A 16,713-nucleotide genomic window follows, 5' to 3' on the forward strand; every position below is an offset into this window, starting at 1 on the left:
CCGCCAGCAGGCCAGGTTCGTCAGTACCGGCCAGCAACAGCGGAGGCACACCTTGGAACAGCCAGCTACCCAGAGCCTCGTCATCGAGAAAATACAGGATCTCCTCCTGGACACCCAGGACGTGGAGGACTTCCTGAACGAACTGGCGACGTTCTCGGCAGAGAACCTCTCTGGCCCACGGGGCGAAGTCCTGTGCGGCATTACATTGCTCCGCCACCGGACAGCGGCCACCGTGGCAAGCAGTGGCCCCAGGGCCCGGCTGCTTGACGAACTGCAGTACGAATATGGCGACGGGCCGTGCCTCCAATGCGCCAGGGAAGGGGTGGTGGTGCACATCAGGGACTTCACCACCGAAACGCTGTGGCCGGACTACGCCGCCACCGTGCTGAACCACGGGATCCGGTCCGTCCTGGCCATCCCATTCGAGCTCTCCGGCGACGACGCCAAGGCAGGTATCAACCTCTACTCCGACCGCGCGGGCGTCTTCGATTCCAGCGCCGTTGAGCATGCACTCGGCTACGTGTCCCAGGCTTCCAAGGGAATGCGCCTTGCCGTCCGGCTGGCCCAGCATACGGATACTGCTGCCAACCTGAAGGCGGCACTGGACTCACGCACGGTGATCGATACAGCGGTGGGGATCATCATCGGACAGAACCGCTGCACCCAGGACGAGGCGATGGAGCTGATCAAGTCCGCCTCCAGCACGCGCAACATGAAATTGCGCGACGTGGCCCTGGCCATTGTGGAATCCGCGGGCGGCGGCACGCTGAAGACCCATTTCAGCTGACATGGCCATCCACATTGGAACATCCGGCTGGAGCTATGACCACTGGGAGAACGTGCTGTACCCGCCAGGGCTGCCCGCCCGCGACAGGCTTCAGTACTACGTGTCCCGCTTCAGCACGGTTGAGCTGAACGCGAGCTTCTACCGCTGGCCCCGCGACACATCTTTCGCAAGCTGGCGGCGCAGGCTTCCCGACGGCTTCGCCATGTCGGTGAAGGCCCCGCGCGGGCTCACGCACGGCAAGAAGCTGTACGCACCGGAGGTTTGGCTGGAGCGGATCGCCAAATGCTGGCATGAACTCGGTGACAAACGCGCGGTCCTCCTGGTCCAGCTCCCGCCCCAGCAGGCGCGGGATGACGCCCGGCTGGACTTCTTCCTCTCCGCAGTTCCGTGGTGGATCCGGGTCACAGTGGAGTTCCGGCACCCGAGCTGGGACCATCCGGATGTCTATGGGCTCTTGGAGCGGCATAAGGCCGCCTATTGCATCATGAGCGGGGCCAACCTGCCATGCATCCTGCGGGCCACGGCGCCGTTTGTGTACGTCCGGATGCACGGCCCGGACCACCAGCATCTCTATGGGGGCTCGTATTCGGACGCCGACCTGGGCTGGTGGGCGGATCGCATCCGGGAATGGGATGGCGGCGGGCGGGACGTTTTTGTGTACTTCAATAACGACGGCGGCGGGAACGCCGTGCGGAACGCCGACACCCTGCGCTGGATCCTGGGCGCGGGCTGAGGTCACGCTGGACGGTCACCGCATCGCCTGTGGCAGAGTGGAGGCATGGACACGGCTCCCCAGAGAACATCATTGGCCGGCAAGCGCGCTTTCAGGCTTGCCCACCGGCTTTCGGACAGCGTTAACGGTGTCCGGCTGCAGCTGGCAAAGCGCTGGAAGTTCGTGCCAAAGACCATCGCGTACCAGGGGTACGGATCCACCGAGTGGGTCAGGGTACTGGGCCGGGTGCTGCTCACGCAGGAACCCGCTCCCGGCAGCCGGGCCGACCACGCGGCCCGCAACGGAACCCAGAACGTGCGCGGCTGGCGGGCGTTCACGAGTGTTCCCGTGCAGTTCACCGATGTCGAAGTCACCATCGAAGACGTGGTCACGCACGTGAAGGCGGACCGCGGCGGCCTGATCGACACCGTGGTGGACATTAAGCTGTCCCCTGGCTGGCATACCGCTGTCCTGCGGGCCGAAGGCACCGAGCCGGTGGAGGCGCTCATCCAGGTGATCGCACCGGACACCAAGTTTGGCATCGTCTCTGATATTGACGACACCGTGATGGTCACGGCACTTCCCCGCCCGTTCCTTGCGCTGTGGAACACGTTTGTGCTGAGCGAGCGGGCGCGCATGGCAACACCGGGAATGGCTGTTCTGCTGGACCGGCTCACGATCGAGCATCCGGACGCCCCCGTGATTTACCTGTCCACCGGGCCGTGGAACGCAGCCCCCACGCTGGCGCGTTTCCTAAGCCGCAATATGTACCCGGCCGGTGCCCTGCTGCTCACGGACTGGGGACTGACCCAGGACAGGTGGTTCCGCAGCGGTCAGGAGCATAAGCACCGCAACCTCGAACGCCTCGCGAAGGAATTCCCCGACATGCGCTGGCTCCTGATCGGCGACAACGGCCAGCATGACGAACAGATCTACTCAGGCTTCGCCCAGGAGCACGCGGACAAGGTGGCCGCCATAGCCATCCGGCAGCTTTCGGTCAGCGAGGCCGTGTTTGCGGGCGGACACTCCGAAGACGGCGACCACAGCGCTTCGGCGGTGCCATGGATCTACTCCACGGACGGCGCCGGGATGGCCAAGCAGCTCAGGGCCCTGGACCTGCTTTAGCCCCCGGAGCTACGCGGTGGCACCCAAGGCGGTCACGTCGTCGTCGTTCTCCTCTGTCACAGCCGGTTCCGGTCCGGCGGCGTTCGCGACGGCGGTGTCGGCCGCAGCCACAAGGTTCCGCTCTTCGAGCAGTTCCTGGAACCAGAAGTAGGACGCCTTGGGCGTGCGCTCCAGGGTCTCAAAATCGACGTGGAGCAGCCCGAACGGCTGGTTGTAGCCGGCGGACCACTCGAAGTTGTCCATCAGCGACCATACGTAGTAACCGCGGAGGTCAACGGCCTCCGCCTCACCGCCCGGGGCGGTGGCCTTGAGCGCCGCTTCCAGATGGTCCGAGAGGTACTTCAAGCGCCGTTCGTCCGGGATGAACCTGATGTTGGTGGACTTGTCCCGGACGATGATGTCCTCGAAACTTGCCCCGCCCTCGGTGATGATCACCGGCGGCAGGTTCGGGTAGCGCTCCGCCATCTCCTTCAGCGCCACGCGCATGTATTCGGGTTTGACGGGCCAGCCGTAGGACGTGATGTCCGCTTCAGGCCAGGTCTCGACGTGGAAGGGGGTACCGCCGTTGCCCATCGCACTCAGGTCGCTGCCCATGGCCTCGGCCATGCTCGCCGGAACAGCGCCCTGTCCCGGGCCAACAGCCACTTTGGTGGGCATGTAGTAGTTCAGGCCATAGAAATCCAGCGGCTGGGAGATGAGCTTCATGTCCTCCTCCGGGTGCTCGAAGGAGCTGAAGAACTTCGCGGCACGGATAAGGTCCGGGTACTTGCCCAAAAGAACGGGGTCCGCGTACAGCCGGTTCTGGGCGAGGTCCATCAGGCCGGCACTGATGTAGTCCAAGGGATTGATTGAGTTCGGAACCATGGGCGAGTACACATTGGTCATGCCGATCTCGCCCGGCACTCCTGCTGCGCGCAGCGCCTGCACCGCGAGCCCATGGCCCAGCAATTGGTGGTGCACGGTGGGGAAAGCGTTGAGCATGAGGGCCTCACCGGGCGAATGTAGTCCCAAGGTGTAGCCATTGGTGGAGACGGTGGCGGGTTCGTTGATCGTTGCCCAGCGCGCCACCCTGTCCCCGAAGGCGTCGGCGGCGATCGCCGCGAACTCCCCCAGGCGGTAGGCGGTGTCCCGGTTCATCCACCCGCCGGCGTCGTCCAGCGCCTTCGGGGTGTCCCAGTGGTAGAGGGTGACCATGGGGGAAATCCCGTTGGCCAGCAGCTCATCGAGGAGGCGGTCGTAGAAATCAAGTCCTGCGCGGTTCACCGCTCCGCTGCCGGTGGGCTGGATCCGGGGCCACGCCAGGGAGAAACGGTAGGAGTCCACACCCAACTGCTTCATGAGCGCGACGTCCTGCGGCATCCGGTGGTAGTGGTCGCAGGAGACCGCGGGGCTGTGACCGTCAACGATTGCTCCGGGCCTGGACGCAAAGCCATCCCATCCGGCCGGTCCTCGGCCATCCTCGTCAAGCGCTCCCTCGATTTGGAAGGCCGCAGTGGCCACGCCCAGGGTGAACCCGGAGGGGATGAGCGCGGCCAGGTCCTTGGCGGTGATATGCACGGTAGTGCCAACTTCCTTAGCTGGGTTCGGAAACTGTACCCCTTAGGATGGCACACGGCCGGGCCGCTGACGAGCGTCAGCCACGCTGCCCTGGCCACGGGTCCCGGGCCTGGCTGGCTGCCGCCTGCTAGGGTCTGGGGATGGATGAAAAACTGGGGAAATTCATCGACGATTTTGCGGCGCTGGTCCAGCTGGCGCAATCCGGAAACCATCGGGAGCAAGCGGGAAAACAGCTGCTTCAAGCCCTGACCGAACATCTTGGCACGCCAGCTGCGGACCTTTCGGTGGTAGTGGAGGAAATCCCGCCGCACCGTTTTGTGGACGCCGATATTGTGATGGCGCAACTCGTTGAACAGGACCCTGGGGGCCGGCTGGTAGGCATCGGAGGCGGCGGCCAGCGGCACCACCAGTCCTTGAGTGACATGGTCCAGCACTCGCAGCTCTTTCCGCAGTTTCCACTCGCCCAGCCTGACTATGCCAACCTCGCGGTGGGCCCGGACAGCCACCGGCAGGCCGTGGCCCTGGGCCTGTGGCTTTTCAGCTTCGCCGGGAACCCATTGGCCGTCCTGCAGCGAGATGCCGAGCCCCAATCCGGGCGCCAGGCCGCTTCCCTGGAGGTCCTCGCAGCCGGGCAGGAAACCGCCACCGCGTTCCTGGCGGAGTTCCGCCTGCGGATGGACAGCAACAGTGTCCTCAAGGGACAGGTCATCTCCCTCGTGATGTCCGCGTATGGGCCGAGCGCTGCGGGCGTTACCTTTCACCACCGGCCCAGCCTCCCGGCGTCGGACGTCATCCTGCCCGCCGGGCTGCTGCAGAAGGTGGCGGACCACACCGTGGGCATTGCCACGCACCGCGCCTCGCTCAAGGACCACGGCCAGCACCTCAAACGCGGCATCCTGCTTTACGGCAGGCCGGGGACAGGCAAGACCCACACCGTGCGGCACCTGCTGAGCCAGAGTGTTGGGTCGACGGCGATCCTCCTCTCCGGCGGTTCGCTCGCCCGGATCTCGGACGCGGCTCGAATGGCCCGGGCGCTGCAGCCGTCCATCGTGGTGTTGGAGGACTGCGACCTCATCGCCGAGGACCGGAGCTTCGGGCATGGTCCGCAGCCGCTGCTGTTTGAGGTGCTGGACGCCATGGACGGCCTGGACAACGATGCCGACGTCGCATTCGTCCTGACAACCAACCGGCCGGACATGCTGGAACGGGCCCTGGCGCAGCGTCCGGGCCGGGTGGACCTGGCCGTCGAGATTCCGCTCCCGGAACACGCCGAGAGGGTCCGGCTGCTGGAACTCTATGGCCGCCGGGTGTCCTTCAGCCCGGAGGCGTTGGAATTGGCAGCGGAACGGACAGAGGGCACCACTGCTTCCTTCGCCCGCGAACTGGTGCGTCGGGCCGTGGTGGCTGCCGCCCTGGACGAGGCGCCGGTGTCCGACGCCCACCTCGCTGCTGCGGTGGAGGACCTGATGGCCGACGCCGAAGCCCTCACCCGCAGCCTGTTGGGGAGCGGCCCGGACAACTCACTGTGAGCCAAACAGGAACTCCTTGGCGTGGGCCACGGCCTTCCGGTAGGCGTCATTCCGGAGGGTAACCAGGTGTTCTGTTTCGCCGTCGGAAGGTTCCAGGTAACCGGTGTATCCGGGACGCAACACCCAGATGCCTCCCGCCGGGGGCAGATAGAACACACCAAAGGAACGGTGCTGGCCATCGTCGGCGGTCCAGACGGGCACTACCGCCAGCGCCGCGCCGGTGGCCGGATTGATCCACTGGGCCCGCGGAATTGGCTCCTCGTGCGCCTCCGGATCAAGGAAAGGGGCCGTACCCTTGCCCCAGCGTTCTTCGAACCGCTCGTGGAAAACCGGCATCAACTGTGAATCGTAGCGGCGCCACTCGCTCATGTACTGCTCCTTCGTTGGGTTGGAAGGGGGTCATGCCCACGGTCCGCTTTCCCAGCGGACGGGCGTAATTCTGATCGTGGCCCCTGCGCGGTTCTCGCGGCTGCGGACACGCCGGACGGGGATGCTTTGCGGTCCCGTCTCCGGACGGGAAACCATCTGCCGTTCGGCAAGACTGCGGTCGTAAGCAGCCCGGCGGGCTGGATCACGAAGCACTGCGAAGGCCTGCATGATGCGCAACAGCTCATTTTTGCGGGCCGCGGCATTCCCATCGGCCCCGCCGGGAATGCGCGGGCCGACGTCGACGTCGGGATGAAGGCTGCGCATGCGGGCACGGTAGGCGCGGGCAATTTCCTGCTGGCTGGCCGAAGCCTCCACCCGCAGGGCTGCATAGTGGTCTGGCAGCTCAACCTTGTCCGGCGTGTCCATGGGCGCCGCCTTCTTTCGAACTGCTTGGGCGCGGGCAGGGCGGCCCCATGCCCGCGCCTAAGCCGGATATCCGCCGCTTAAGGATGGACTAGCTTCCGATCTCGTGCATCTGGCCCTTCGTTTCGATCTCGATCTTGCGCGGCTTGGCCTGCTCGGCAACCGGGATCCGCAAGGTCAGGACGCCACGGTCGTAACTGGCCTTGATGTTTTCCGTGTCCAGGGTCTCGCCCAGTATCAGCTGGCGGCTGAAAACGCCGCGGGGCCGTTCGGAGGCTACCAGCTCCACGTTTGGCTGGGTGGGGTCACGCCGCTCTGCCCGCACTGTCAGGACATTCCGCTCAACATTCAAATCCACGGAGTCCACGTCAACGCCCGGCAGATCGAAGGCGACAACAAACTCGCCGTCTTCCTGCCACGCGTCCATCGGCATCGCCGCCGGCCGGGCCGCGGTTCCAAAGACCTGCTGGGTAAGCCGGTCCAGCTCACGGAACGGGTCCGTACGCATTAACATCATTTCCCACTCCTTCAGCATGCAATTGTTTGGTTTTGGTCTATACCCATCGCACCGATCTATGGTGGTGGATATAGATTTTTTATAGCACTCGTGCCAAACTGAAGCAAGGGATTCGTTCAGGATTTTTGAGCAGGGATTTTGGAGCAGACATGACAGAGCCGGCATCCGGCCAAACGCCCCAGTCCGGGGCCGCACGGGCGCTATACGCGATCTCGGTGGCGGCACAGCTGACAGGCACGGGGCAGCAGAATATCCGGCTCTATGAGACGCGGGGGCTACTCACGCCGGTCCGGACGGCCGGCGGCACACGGCAATACAGTGACACAGACATAGCCATCCTCCTGCGCATTGGGGAACTGCTTCAAGAGGGGCTCAACCTCGCCGGCGTGGCGAAGGTCCTTGAGCTGGAGGCAGCCAACGCAAAGCTGCGCAGGGCGCTCCAACGCGCCCGCTCCCGCCCCGACGCCTAGCGCAGCCAGCCCGGCGGCCCAGCCGGACGGCGGCGGTCAGGACCCGCCGCAGTCAGGGCCTGCGGCCGCCTGCCAGCCGGTAAGACTCCTCCAGCAGTTCGGCAAGCTCCTCGGTACCAATGCGGTCCAGCCTGATCAGCACAAGCTGCGGTGAACGGTCGTGGTGCGGCGTCCAGAAGTAGGTGTCCGGTTCCGTGCCCGCCAAGGCCTCGCGCTCGTCGGTCTTGACCGTCAGCACGCCCTCTTCCCAGATGCGTGCCATCAAAGTCTTGGCGAACCAGGCCGGCTGGCCCCAGCTGCTGCGCTCAGAAACGCCGGGCAGTGCCAGGCACATCCTGCGGGCGTCCATCTCGGTCGCCATGGCTAGTCACCCGGAGCGTCGGCTTTGGACAGTTCCCCGGTAATCCGTTCGCCGGGGATCCGGGCGGTGCGCCAGGTATCCAGGGCGATCACCGCACCCAGGATGATCAGCGAGAGGGAAAGTGATGCCAGGGCATCACTAAGCCAGTGGTATCCCAAATACAGCCTGCTGAGCGCTGCCAACACAATTCCGACGCCGGCCCCAACAAAACCGAGGACCGCCGCCCTGGTGTTTTCGCGTCGCGAGAATATCAGGAAGGTTCCTACCAGCAGGAAGTCGCAGGCGCCCAGGACGTGGCCGGAGGGGAACGAGAAGGTGTGGTCGGCGCCAAACAGCATCAGCTCCACCGGCGGGCGGGACCTCCTGACGATCTGCAGGATGATCTGCGATATCACCACGCCGGTGATCATGCCGCCGGCCAGCAGCATGGGCCGCCAAGCATGCTTGGCCGCAAATCCCCATACGAGGATGACTACCAGGACGATAATCGGCAGGGCTATGGGCCCGAAGACCACCGCCAGGAAGATCATCACAACGGTAAGCAGCTCCGAACGGATGGCGAGCAGCCAGTTCCGTGCATCCTCATCGGCCGAGGCAAGCCCGTCGCCCTGCAGGACGCCCATGAGAGTGGCAGTGAAGAGGAGCGCACCGACCGCCGCCAACAGTACGGACCAGCGATAGAGGCTTCTCCGCGCCGCCGGCTCCATGTATCGCTCTTCCACGACGAATTTGTCATGGAACCTGCGCCACCATTGCGGCGCCTTGCTGGATGCCTGCTGCCCTGACTGCTTTGCCACGTGTCTATTTCCGTCCCTGCGCCGTGAAGACTTTCCTCAGGTGAAGATTATCCCCGTTATTCCGCCGATGGTGGGCGGATCGCGCGGCCGGCTCCCCTGCACTGGTTCCGCATGGAACCCCAGCCGCGGGTAGCCTGACCTCATGGGTGCGATGAATGAGCTGATCAACAGGCAAGGCGTGGAGTCGCTGGCTGACATTCTTGCCACGGCAGCACCCGGTACGGTGTGGCCCAACCTCGCCGTCCCCGCCACCACGCTGGACGAGCTCAGCCTGCGCGGACGTACGGACAGCGTCAGCGGGGCGCTGCTGCACGATCTCCAACGCATCCCGGGTTCCGGCTACACGACGGCGGCAGGCATCTTCCGCGGCGCCCTGGAGAACCCCGCTTTCACCGGATGGATCCTCTGGCCGGTCTCCGAAGCCGCTGTCACCCTCGCTCTCGAATCAGGCTCCGTGCCGGACTTCGAGGACTGCCTGGCGCTGCTGGCTGAACTGACGCCCCGGCTGACCGGCGAGTTTGCCATCCGGCGCCTGCTCGCCCACCATCCGGAGGCAGCCCTCGAGGCCATCCTGCAGTGGACGCGGCACCCGGACGAGCACGTCCGCCGCCTGGCGAGTGAAGGGACGCGGGCCTACCTTCCGTGGGCTGTCCGGGTCCCGGCCCTGGTGAAGCTGCCGGAGGCAACCCTGCCCATCCTCAATGCCCTCTACCGCGACCCCTCCGACTACGTGCGGCGGTCGGTGGCAAACCACCTCAATGACCTCGCCCGGCATGCGCCGGAGATTGTGGTTGCGACGGCGGCCCGCTGGCTGGCCGCGCCGGACACCAATACAGCGTGGGTGGTCAGGCACGGCCTCCGGACACTGGTCAAGAAGGGGCACCCAGGTGCGCTGGCGCTGCAGGGGTTCGCCCCGGCGTCGGTAGCTGTCACAGAACTTCGGCTCGACCGGCAGGTGGTGGCCATGCCCGAGGACCTGGGATTCGAGTTCAGGGTCTCAAATATGGGCACCGACGGCGCGCGGCTGGCAGTGGATTATGCCATCCACTACCGGAAGGCCAACGGCAGCCAGTCCGTGAAGGTCTTTAAGCTCACGGCCCTGACGCTCGCTGCGGGTGAGTCCAGGATCCTCGCCAAGCGCCACGCCTTCAGGCCGATGACCACTCGCGTCCACCACCCCGGGATGCATGTCCTGGAACTCCAGATCAACGGCGTCCGCCACGGCCGTGCGGAGTTTCAAGTGGACACAAGTCCGATTGAAACGCCCCTATAAAAAGTGATTTGACTCACATGTAACTCTCCAGTAACCTGTCTGTTAGCGCTAACACGAACACGGTCGAACCTTATTTTGGCACACAACTGATCCCCGTCTCCGGCCGGTTCACAGCTCTTAGATGTCAAAGGCCCTGGCCTTGGCATCCAGCCAGTACCGCTTCACCGGCAAGCGCAGACGCTTGCCGCCCCAGCACCACTTCGCGGACAAGCTTCCGCGGAAGGAGAAATCGTGAGAATAAGGAAATTCCTGGGCGCCGTAGCCGTCGTCCTCGCCGTCACTGTGGGTGCCACAGGGTGCGGAAGCCGGGGTGGCACATCCACCCCGGACGCCACTGCGAATCCCAGTGAATCCCTGGTGGGTATCTCCATGCCCACCCAGACATCCGAGCGTTGGATCGCCGACGGCGGAAACGTGGAAAAGTCCCTGAAGGACCTTGGTTACAAGACCGACCTCCAGTTCGCCAACGATGACATTCCCACGCAGGTTTCCCAGATCGAGAACATGCTGACCAAGGGTGCCAAAGCACTCATCATCGCGGCCATCGATGGTACAACCCTGACCGATGTCCTCGCGAAGGCGAAGGAACAGAACGTCAAGGTCATCGCTTACGACCGGCTCATCAACGGCACCCCCAACGTTGATTTCTACACCACGTTCGATAACTACACGGTAGGCGTGCAGCAGGCAACGTCACTGCTGACCGGCCTGGGCCTGGTTGACGCGAGCGGCAAGAAGGTGGAGGGCAAGGGCCCGTTCAACGTTGAGCTTTTCGCCGGCAGTCCGGATGACAACAACGCCAACTTCTTCTGGACCGGCGCCATGGACACCCTGAAGCCGTACATGGATGCCGGAACCCTCAAGGTTCCCAGCGGCCAGACCAAGTTCGAGCAGGCAGCCATCCTGCGTTGGCAGGCCCCCGTTGCCCAGAAGCGGATGGAGGACATCCTCACTGCCGCCTACAGCTCCGGAACGAAGCTTGACGGCGTGCTCTCCCCCTACGACGGGCTCTCCATCGGCATCATCTCCGCACTGACCAGCACCGGTGGCTACGCCAAGGGCGATCTGCCGGTTGTCACCGGCCAGGACGCTGAGAAGGGCTCCGTGAAGTCCATCATCGCCGGTGAGCAGTACTCCACCATCTTCAAGGACACGCGCCAGCTGGGTTCCCAGGCAGTGAAGATGGTCGATGCCCTGCTGAAGGGCCAGGAGCCCGAGGTCAACGACACCAAGACCTACAACAACAAGGTCAAGGTGGTTCCGGCCTACCTGCTCAAATCCGTGATCATCACTGCGGACAACTACAAGAAGGAACTCATCGACTCCGGCTACTACACAGACGCCGACGTCAAGTAACTTTCTTGTGGGGTTGCGGCCGGCCACAAGGCCGTGCCGCAACCCCTTCCACGTAGGCCCCTGCAGCCGCAGGCTTGCCCAGTTTCAACCAGTCAGTGGGAATTGACGATGAACACACCCATTCTTCAAATGCGAGGAATCACCAAGACTTTTCCGGGCGTCAAAGCCCTCCAGGATGTCACTTTGGACGTGAACCGGGGCGAGGTCCACGCCATCTGCGGCGAGAACGGGGCGGGCAAGTCCACGCTCATGAAAGTCCTGTCCGGCGTCTACCCGCACAACTCCTTCGACGGGGAAATCCTCTTCGAAAACGAGCCTTGCAACTTCTCCAGCATCAACGACAGCGAGAAGCGCGGGATTGTCATCATCCACCAGGAGCTCGCCCTGAGCCCGTATCTTTCGATCGCCGAAAACATCTACCTCGGAAACGAGCAGGCCAAAAACGGCTGGGTGGACTGGCGCAAAACAAACCTGGAGGCCGCAAAACTGCTGGCCCGGGTGGGCCTGAGCGAAAATCCCATCACGCCGGTCCAGCACATCAGCGTGGGCAAGCAGCAGCTGGTGGAAATCGCCAAAGCACTGTCGAAGGAAGTCAAGCTCCTCATCCTCGACGAACCCACAGCGGCACTCAATGACGAGGACTCCGGCCACCTCCTGGACCTGATCCTGCACCTTAAGGGCCAGGGAATCACCAGCATCATCATCAGCCACAAACTCAATGAGATCCGCAAGGTCGCTGACGCCGTCACCATCATCCGCGACGGCAAAACCATTGAGACCCTGCGGCTCGATGAAGGCCAGATCACACAGGAACGGATCATCCGCGGCATGGTGGGCCGGGACCTGGAAAGCCTCTACCCGGACAGGGAACCCAAGATCGGCGAGGAAGTCCTGCGGATCGAGGACTGGTCCGTCCGGCATCCCCAGGACCACACACGCATGGTGGTACACAATGCCAGCCTGAACGTCCGCCAGGGCGAAGTGGTGGGCCTTGCCGGCCTGATGGGAGCCGGCCGGACCGAGCTGGCCATGAGCGTCTTCGGGCGCACCTACGGCACGGCGATGTCCGGAAAGGTGTACAAGCGCGGCAAGGAAATCAACACGTCCACGGTGTCCCAGGCGATCGGACACGGCATCGCGTATGCCACAGAAGACCGGAAGCACTACGGCCTGAACCTCATCGAGGATATCCAGCGGAACATCTCCATGGCTGCGCTCCGCAAGCTGGTCAAGGGCGGCTGGGTGGACAAAAACCGGGAGACAGTGGTGGCGAACGGCTACCGCAAGAGCATGAACATCAAGGCGCCGTCAGTTGCCGCCATCACCGGCAAGCTGTCCGGCGGCAACCAGCAAAAGGTGGTGCTGAGCAAATGGATGTTCTCGGACCCGGACGTGCTGATCCTCGATGAACCCACCCGTGGGATCGACGTCGGCGCCAAGTTCGAGATCTATACGATCATTGCCAACCTCGCGGCGGAGGGAAAGGCGGTCATTGTCATCTCCTCAGAGCTGCCCGAACTCCTCGGCATCTGCGACCGGATCTATACCCTGTCCGCGGGCCACGTCACCGGCGAGGTGCCCATCGCCGAAGCATCCCAGGAAAAACTCATGCACTACATGACCAAAGAGAAGGAATAGGACCATGTCCGCCCTACGAGAATCCCTCGGCTTCCTGACAAGCCGCCTCCGGCAGGTTGGCATCTTCGTTGCCCTGATCCTGATCGTCCTGCTGTTCCAGGTATTGACCAACGGCATCCTCCTGGAGCCCCAGAACGTTACCAACCTGGTGGTCCAGAACAGCTACATCCTCATCCTTGCCATCGGCATGGTGATGGTGATTATTGCCGGCCACATCGACCTCTCGGTGGGATCAATCGCCGGCTTCATCGGTGCCGTCGCCGGCGTCATGATGGTCCATTGGGGGTGGGCCTGGTGGCTGGCTATCCCCGCCTGCCTCCTGGTGGGAGCGCTTGTCGGCGCCTGGCAGGGATACTGGATCGCCTATGTGGGCATTCCCGCGTTCATCGTCACGCTGGCAGGGATGCTGATCTTCCGCGGCCTGACCCTGATCACGCTGAAGAACCAGCAGATCACCCCGTTCCCGGCCGAACTCCGTGCCCTGGGCGGAGGATTCCTCCCGGACATCTCCGGGGGAACATCCGTGCTGGAATGGCTGACTGTCATCCTGGGTGTGGGAGCCACTGTTGCGCTGCTCATCCAAGCACTCAAGGAACGCCGTATCCGCAAGAAGTTCGACCTCGAAAACGAACCCATGGCCTGGTTCGCCACCAAGACCACGTTCGTGGCCCTGCTCATGCTGATCATCACGTTCCTCCTCGCGAGCTACCGCGGCACCCCGGTCGTCCTGATCGTGCTGGCCGTCCTGGTGATCGTTTACACGGCGCTCATGAACAACAGCGTCTTTGGCCGCCACACCTACGCGATCGGCGGCAACCTGCATGCCGCGGAGCTGTCCGGCGTCAAGACCAAGGCCGTCACCTTCCGGCTCTTCGTCAACATGGGCGTCCTGGCGGCCCTGGCAGGGCTGGTGTTCACGGCGAGGCTCAACTCGGCACAGCCAGCCGGCGGCACCGGCTTCGAACTCGACTCCATCGCCGCTGCATTCATCGGCGGCGCCGCCGTCCAGGGCGGCATCGGCACGGTGGCCGGCGCCATGATCGGTGGCCTGATCATGGGCGTGCTGAACAACGGCATGTCCATCCTGGGCCTCGGCACTGACTACCAGCAGCTCATCAAGGGCCTGGTCCTCCTGCTGGCTGTCGGCTTCGACATTTTCAACAAGAACCGCAGCGGTGGCGGCGGCAGCACCATCGGGAAGCGCTTCAAGCTCAGGACTTCCCCGCCGGCGACGTCGGAATCCCAGGCACCCGCGGGAACGAAGGACCAGGCAAAGGATCGCCCCGTCCCCGTTTCCGCAGCCAAGCCTGAATAACCAGGAACCCTACTCCAACAATTCACAAGGAACCGCTATGTCTACCCCCATGGACCGCATTGAGATAGATGTCGCCAGCCGGCATCTCCTGGACGAAGAACTTGAGGCTGCCGTCAGGCGCCTCCAGGAAGCCGCCCTCCTGACAGGCACGCACGGCATTGTGGTGACCCGGGTCGCCCCTGGCCGCTACACCGCAGCACTGTCAGACCAGGTTCCTTTCGGAATGACCCGCGAACTGATTTCCTGAGGGCTGCCGGGACCGTGGACGAAGCAACCGAAGACTGGCATCAGCTCGTGGGCAGCTGGGTGGAACTGCGCGCTGGGGGGCGCGTGGTCCGTACCGGCGAAGTTGAGGCCGTTGCAGCCGACTCGTCTGTCATGTGGCTGAAGTTCAACGGCAACCACGGCCGGCAGATGGTGGCCAAGACGGACGGCTACGAGGTCCTGCCAATTCATTAAAGTGCTTCGGAGTGCCCTGAAGATCAACCAAGGGAGGCCGACGGCGGCACGCGCTTGCCGCCGTCGGCCTCCCTTCGTTGTGTTGGAAAACCAGTCAGAAGGAACCTGTGGTGAACTGCCAGGTTTTGGTGCCCAACTGGTTCCCGGCAAGGTCGCGGATGGCTGCTTCCCCGCCGGAGACTGTCACCGTGTATTTGGTCTTGGCGGCGAGGGCCGCTTGCGGATCAAGGATCCACTGGTTGGTGCTGCCGTTGCGGAAGACCGTAGCGGCAACGACCGCGCCGGTAGTAGCATTCTTCACCGTGAAGGTGGACGTGGTGACGCCTTGAACGGCTTCGCTGAACGTCACGGAAACGTTGTTGGAGCGCCGGACCAGGATGGCGTTGCTGCCGGGGGTGAATCCGGTAACGGTGGGCGCGGGCCCGGTGGTGAAAGACCAGTTCGTGGTGGCCAGCGGGGTGCCGGCGGCGTCGCGGATGGCGATGGTTCCGCCCACCAGCGTCGCCGTGAACTTTGCGTCTGCCGCCAGGTTCGACACCGGGTCAAGGGTGGCAGTCCTCGTCGTGGCGTTGTAGGTGATCGTGGCTGGGATAACGGAACCCGCGGCATTCTTGAGGATGAAAGTTCCGCTGCCCACGCCCTGGACCGCAGCGCTGAAGGTGGCAGTGACATTGCTGCCCGGAGACACCGCCGTCGAAGTTGCAGCGGGTGATTTGGCCGTGACTGTTGGGGCAGGAGCCGCCGGGGCAGTAACCACGGGGGTCGGAGCGGGCGCTGTGCCGGCTGAGTACAGCAGGCGGTTTGGCGTGCCGGCGCCGGCCCCGATCACGACGCCGGCAGTCGAGTTGGAGGCCAGCGTCGCCGCAACCTGCGCCGGAGTGAGTGCCGGATTCTGGGCGAGCAGTACCGCCCCCGCTCCCGCAGCGTGGGGCGCTGCCATGGAAGTGCCGGACATCGAGGCGGTTGCGTTGGTGGAGGTGTAGGACGCTGAGGTGATGCCCACCCCGGGCGCGTAGAGGTCGACGCAGGATCCGTAGTTCGAGAAGCTGGCTTGCCGGTCGGCGGAATCGCTGGCAGCTATGGTGACGGCGGCGGGGACACGGGCGGGTGAAGTGCCGCAGGCATCAACGGCGGAGTTGCCGGCGGCTACGAAGGCGGCAACGCCGTCGTTAATGACGCTTTGGAGCGCCGCGTCCACGGCCGAGCTGGCGGCACCGCCGAGGCTCATGTTGACCACGGCCGGCGTGCCGGCAGTGTGGTTGGCTGCAATCCAGTCCAGGCCGGCAACCACATCGGAGTTGTACCCGGAACCGTTGCAATCCAGGACCCTGACGGGGACCACAGTCGCAGACTTTGCCACACCGTAAGTGGTCCCTGCCACTGTTCCGGCCACGTGCGTTCCGTGGCCGTTGCAGTCCGTGGAGCCGCGGCCGTCGGCCACGGCCGTCCAGCCCGCCGTGATGCGGCCAGCGAACTCGTTATGCGATCCGAGCACGCCGGTGTCCACCACGTAGGCGCTGACCCCGGCGCCCGCCGAGGTCCAGTTGTAGGAGCCCGACAGGGGCAGGGCCCGCTGGTCCATCCGGTCCAGCCCCCAGGGCGCAGGCTGCTGCGTTTCGGAAAGGGTGACCGGAGCGTCCGCCTCCACCGAAACGACGCGCCCTGAGCGGGACAGTGCCTCGGCCTGGCCGGGGGTTGCTGTCACGACGGCGCCGCGCACCGCGTGCGAAAACGTCCGGCCCACGCCGAGGCCCTGGGAACGGATGGCCGCAGTCTCGGCGGCGACGTCGGCGTCTGCGGCGTAGCGGACGATGTAGCGGACGCTGGCCTCGTTGGCGGCGGGTGCAACGGCTGCGGCGGGAAGGCCCGGGACGGTCAGTGCGACGGCGGAAACAAGCATCGCTGTGGCGGCGGGCCGGAGCAGGCGTGAAAGTGGAATTTTGGGGTCCTTGCGGGGCGCTGGGGCTTGGTATTGGCGGGCGGGGAAGCCCCGCCCACCACCAGAATAGGAGCCCGCAGCACGCC

The 16,713-nt window shown here is 64.4% G+C and carries 18 protein-coding genes; 11 read left to right on the forward strand and 7 right to left on the reverse strand.

Translation table 11 applies throughout. From position 1 onward, the window contains the following. The first annotated feature begins 52 nt into the window (after nt 1–52). From ACLKOZ_RS16175 to ACLKOZ_RS16185, 3 genes are read left to right on the forward strand one after another with little or no spacing between them, the layout of a single operon-like run. Nucleotides 53–787, forward strand: coding sequence for a GAF and ANTAR domain-containing protein (locus ACLKOZ_RS16175; RefSeq protein ID WP_436476650.1), 735 nt, complete (start codon nt 53–55; stop codon nt 785–787). A gap of 1 nt (nt 788) precedes the next feature. Further along, the gene (locus ACLKOZ_RS16180; protein ID WP_337348853.1) at nt 789–1,520 is read left to right on the forward strand and encodes a DUF72 domain-containing protein; all 732 of its coding nucleotides are present in this window, start codon (nt 789–791) and stop codon (nt 1,518–1,520) included. 45 nt (nt 1,521–1,565) lie between these two features. After that, on the forward strand, nt 1,566–2,624 hold the full coding sequence (locus ACLKOZ_RS16185) for an App1 family protein (protein ID WP_337352293.1): 1,059 nt from the start codon (nt 1,566–1,568) through the stop codon (nt 2,622–2,624). 9 nt (nt 2,625–2,633) lie between these two features. Here the strand turns inward: ACLKOZ_RS16185 and ACLKOZ_RS16190 are convergent, their stop codons facing one another. Further along, nucleotides 2,634–4,181: a GH1 family beta-glucosidase gene (locus tag ACLKOZ_RS16190; protein ID WP_436476512.1), complete on the reverse strand. Its 1,548-nt coding sequence runs from the start codon at nt 4,179–4,181 to the stop codon at nt 2,634–2,636. A gap of 140 nt (nt 4,182–4,321) precedes the next feature. Here ACLKOZ_RS16190 and ACLKOZ_RS16195 point away from each other — a divergent pair, with 140 nt between their 5' ends. Next, nucleotides 4,322–5,710, forward strand: coding sequence for an AAA family ATPase (locus ACLKOZ_RS16195; RefSeq protein ID WP_436476514.1), 1,389 nt, complete (start codon nt 4,322–4,324; stop codon nt 5,708–5,710). On the opposite strand, the gene ACLKOZ_RS16200 is transcribed toward ACLKOZ_RS16195, so the two are convergent. From ACLKOZ_RS16200 to ACLKOZ_RS16210, 3 genes are all read right to left on the reverse strand, one after another. Next, the gene (locus tag ACLKOZ_RS16200; protein ID WP_337348849.1) at nt 5,702–6,079 is read right to left on the reverse strand and encodes a hypothetical protein; all 378 of its coding nucleotides are present in this window, start codon (nt 6,077–6,079) and stop codon (nt 5,702–5,704) included. The two genes, ACLKOZ_RS16195 and ACLKOZ_RS16200, sit on opposite strands and share 9 nt — an antisense overlap. A gap of 30 nt (nt 6,080–6,109) precedes the next feature. Beyond that, nucleotides 6,110–6,505, reverse strand: a complete 396-nt coding sequence (locus tag ACLKOZ_RS16205; RefSeq protein WP_436476516.1) for a J domain-containing protein — start codon at nt 6,503–6,505, stop codon at nt 6,110–6,112. A gap of 88 nt (nt 6,506–6,593) precedes the next feature. After that, nucleotides 6,594–7,016, reverse strand: coding sequence for an Hsp20/alpha crystallin family protein (locus tag ACLKOZ_RS16210; protein WP_337348883.1), 423 nt, complete (start codon nt 7,014–7,016; stop codon nt 6,594–6,596). 152 nt (nt 7,017–7,168) lie between these two features. On the opposite strand from ACLKOZ_RS16210, the gene ACLKOZ_RS16215 reads away from it, so the two are divergent. Continuing rightward, the gene (locus tag ACLKOZ_RS16215; protein WP_436476518.1) at nt 7,169–7,489 is read left to right on the forward strand and encodes a MerR family transcriptional regulator; all 321 of its coding nucleotides are present in this window, start codon (nt 7,169–7,171) and stop codon (nt 7,487–7,489) included. 52 nt (nt 7,490–7,541) lie between these two features. Here the strand turns inward: ACLKOZ_RS16215 and ACLKOZ_RS16220 are convergent, their stop codons facing one another. After that, nucleotides 7,542–7,850, reverse strand: a complete 309-nt coding sequence (locus tag ACLKOZ_RS16220; protein WP_436476520.1) for an MmcQ/YjbR family DNA-binding protein — start codon at nt 7,848–7,850, stop codon at nt 7,542–7,544. 2 nt (nt 7,851–7,852) lie between these two features. Beyond that, entirely contained in the window at nt 7,853–8,557 is a 705-nt protein-coding gene (locus tag ACLKOZ_RS16225; protein WP_436476653.1) for a phosphatase PAP2 family protein, read from the reverse strand. A 232-nt stretch (nt 8,558–8,789) separates the two neighbouring features. On the opposite strand from ACLKOZ_RS16225, the gene ACLKOZ_RS16230 reads away from it, so the two are divergent. The 6 genes from ACLKOZ_RS16230 (at nt 8,790) to ACLKOZ_RS16255 (ending at nt 14,688) form a co-directional block, all read left to right on the forward strand. Continuing rightward, the gene (locus tag ACLKOZ_RS16230; protein WP_436476522.1) at nt 8,790–9,920 is read left to right on the forward strand and encodes a DNA alkylation repair protein; all 1,131 of its coding nucleotides are present in this window, start codon (nt 8,790–8,792) and stop codon (nt 9,918–9,920) included. 231 nt (nt 9,921–10,151) lie between these two features. Then, a complete protein-coding gene (gene chvE, locus ACLKOZ_RS16235; protein WP_337348843.1) occupies nt 10,152–11,276 on the forward strand; it encodes a multiple monosaccharide ABC transporter substrate-binding protein in 1,125 nt (374 codons plus the stop codon). A 108-nt stretch (nt 11,277–11,384) separates the two neighbouring features. Then, nucleotides 11,385–12,914 (forward strand): multiple monosaccharide ABC transporter ATP-binding protein, encoded by a 1,530-nt coding sequence (gene mmsA / locus ACLKOZ_RS16240; RefSeq protein ID WP_337348842.1) that lies wholly within the window; start codon nt 11,385–11,387, stop codon nt 12,912–12,914. 4 nt (nt 12,915–12,918) lie between these two features. Then, nucleotides 12,919–14,229, forward strand: a complete 1,311-nt coding sequence (gene mmsB, locus ACLKOZ_RS16245; protein ID WP_436476525.1) for a multiple monosaccharide ABC transporter permease — start codon at nt 12,919–12,921, stop codon at nt 14,227–14,229. 37 nt (nt 14,230–14,266) lie between these two features. Continuing rightward, nucleotides 14,267–14,476 carry a hypothetical protein gene (locus tag ACLKOZ_RS16250; RefSeq protein ID WP_436476526.1) on the forward strand — a complete coding sequence of 70 codons (210 nt, stop codon included), beginning with the start codon at nt 14,267–14,269 and terminating at the stop codon, nt 14,474–14,476. 14 nt (nt 14,477–14,490) lie between these two features. Beyond that, complete coding sequence (locus ACLKOZ_RS16255) at nt 14,491–14,688, forward strand: hypothetical protein (RefSeq protein ID WP_436476528.1); 198 nt, start codon at nt 14,491–14,493, stop codon at nt 14,686–14,688. A 94-nt stretch (nt 14,689–14,782) separates the two neighbouring features. Here ACLKOZ_RS16255 and ACLKOZ_RS16260 read toward each other — a convergent pair whose 3' ends face one another. Continuing rightward, entirely contained in the window at nt 14,783–16,588 is a 1,806-nt protein-coding gene (locus ACLKOZ_RS16260; protein WP_436476530.1) for a S8 family serine peptidase, read from the reverse strand. Nucleotides 16,589–16,713: the final 125 nt, after the last annotated feature.

The organism is Arthrobacter sp. R4 (assembly GCF_051365025.1).
Taxonomy (GTDB): domain Bacteria; phylum Actinomycetota; class Actinomycetes; order Actinomycetales; family Micrococcaceae; genus Arthrobacter.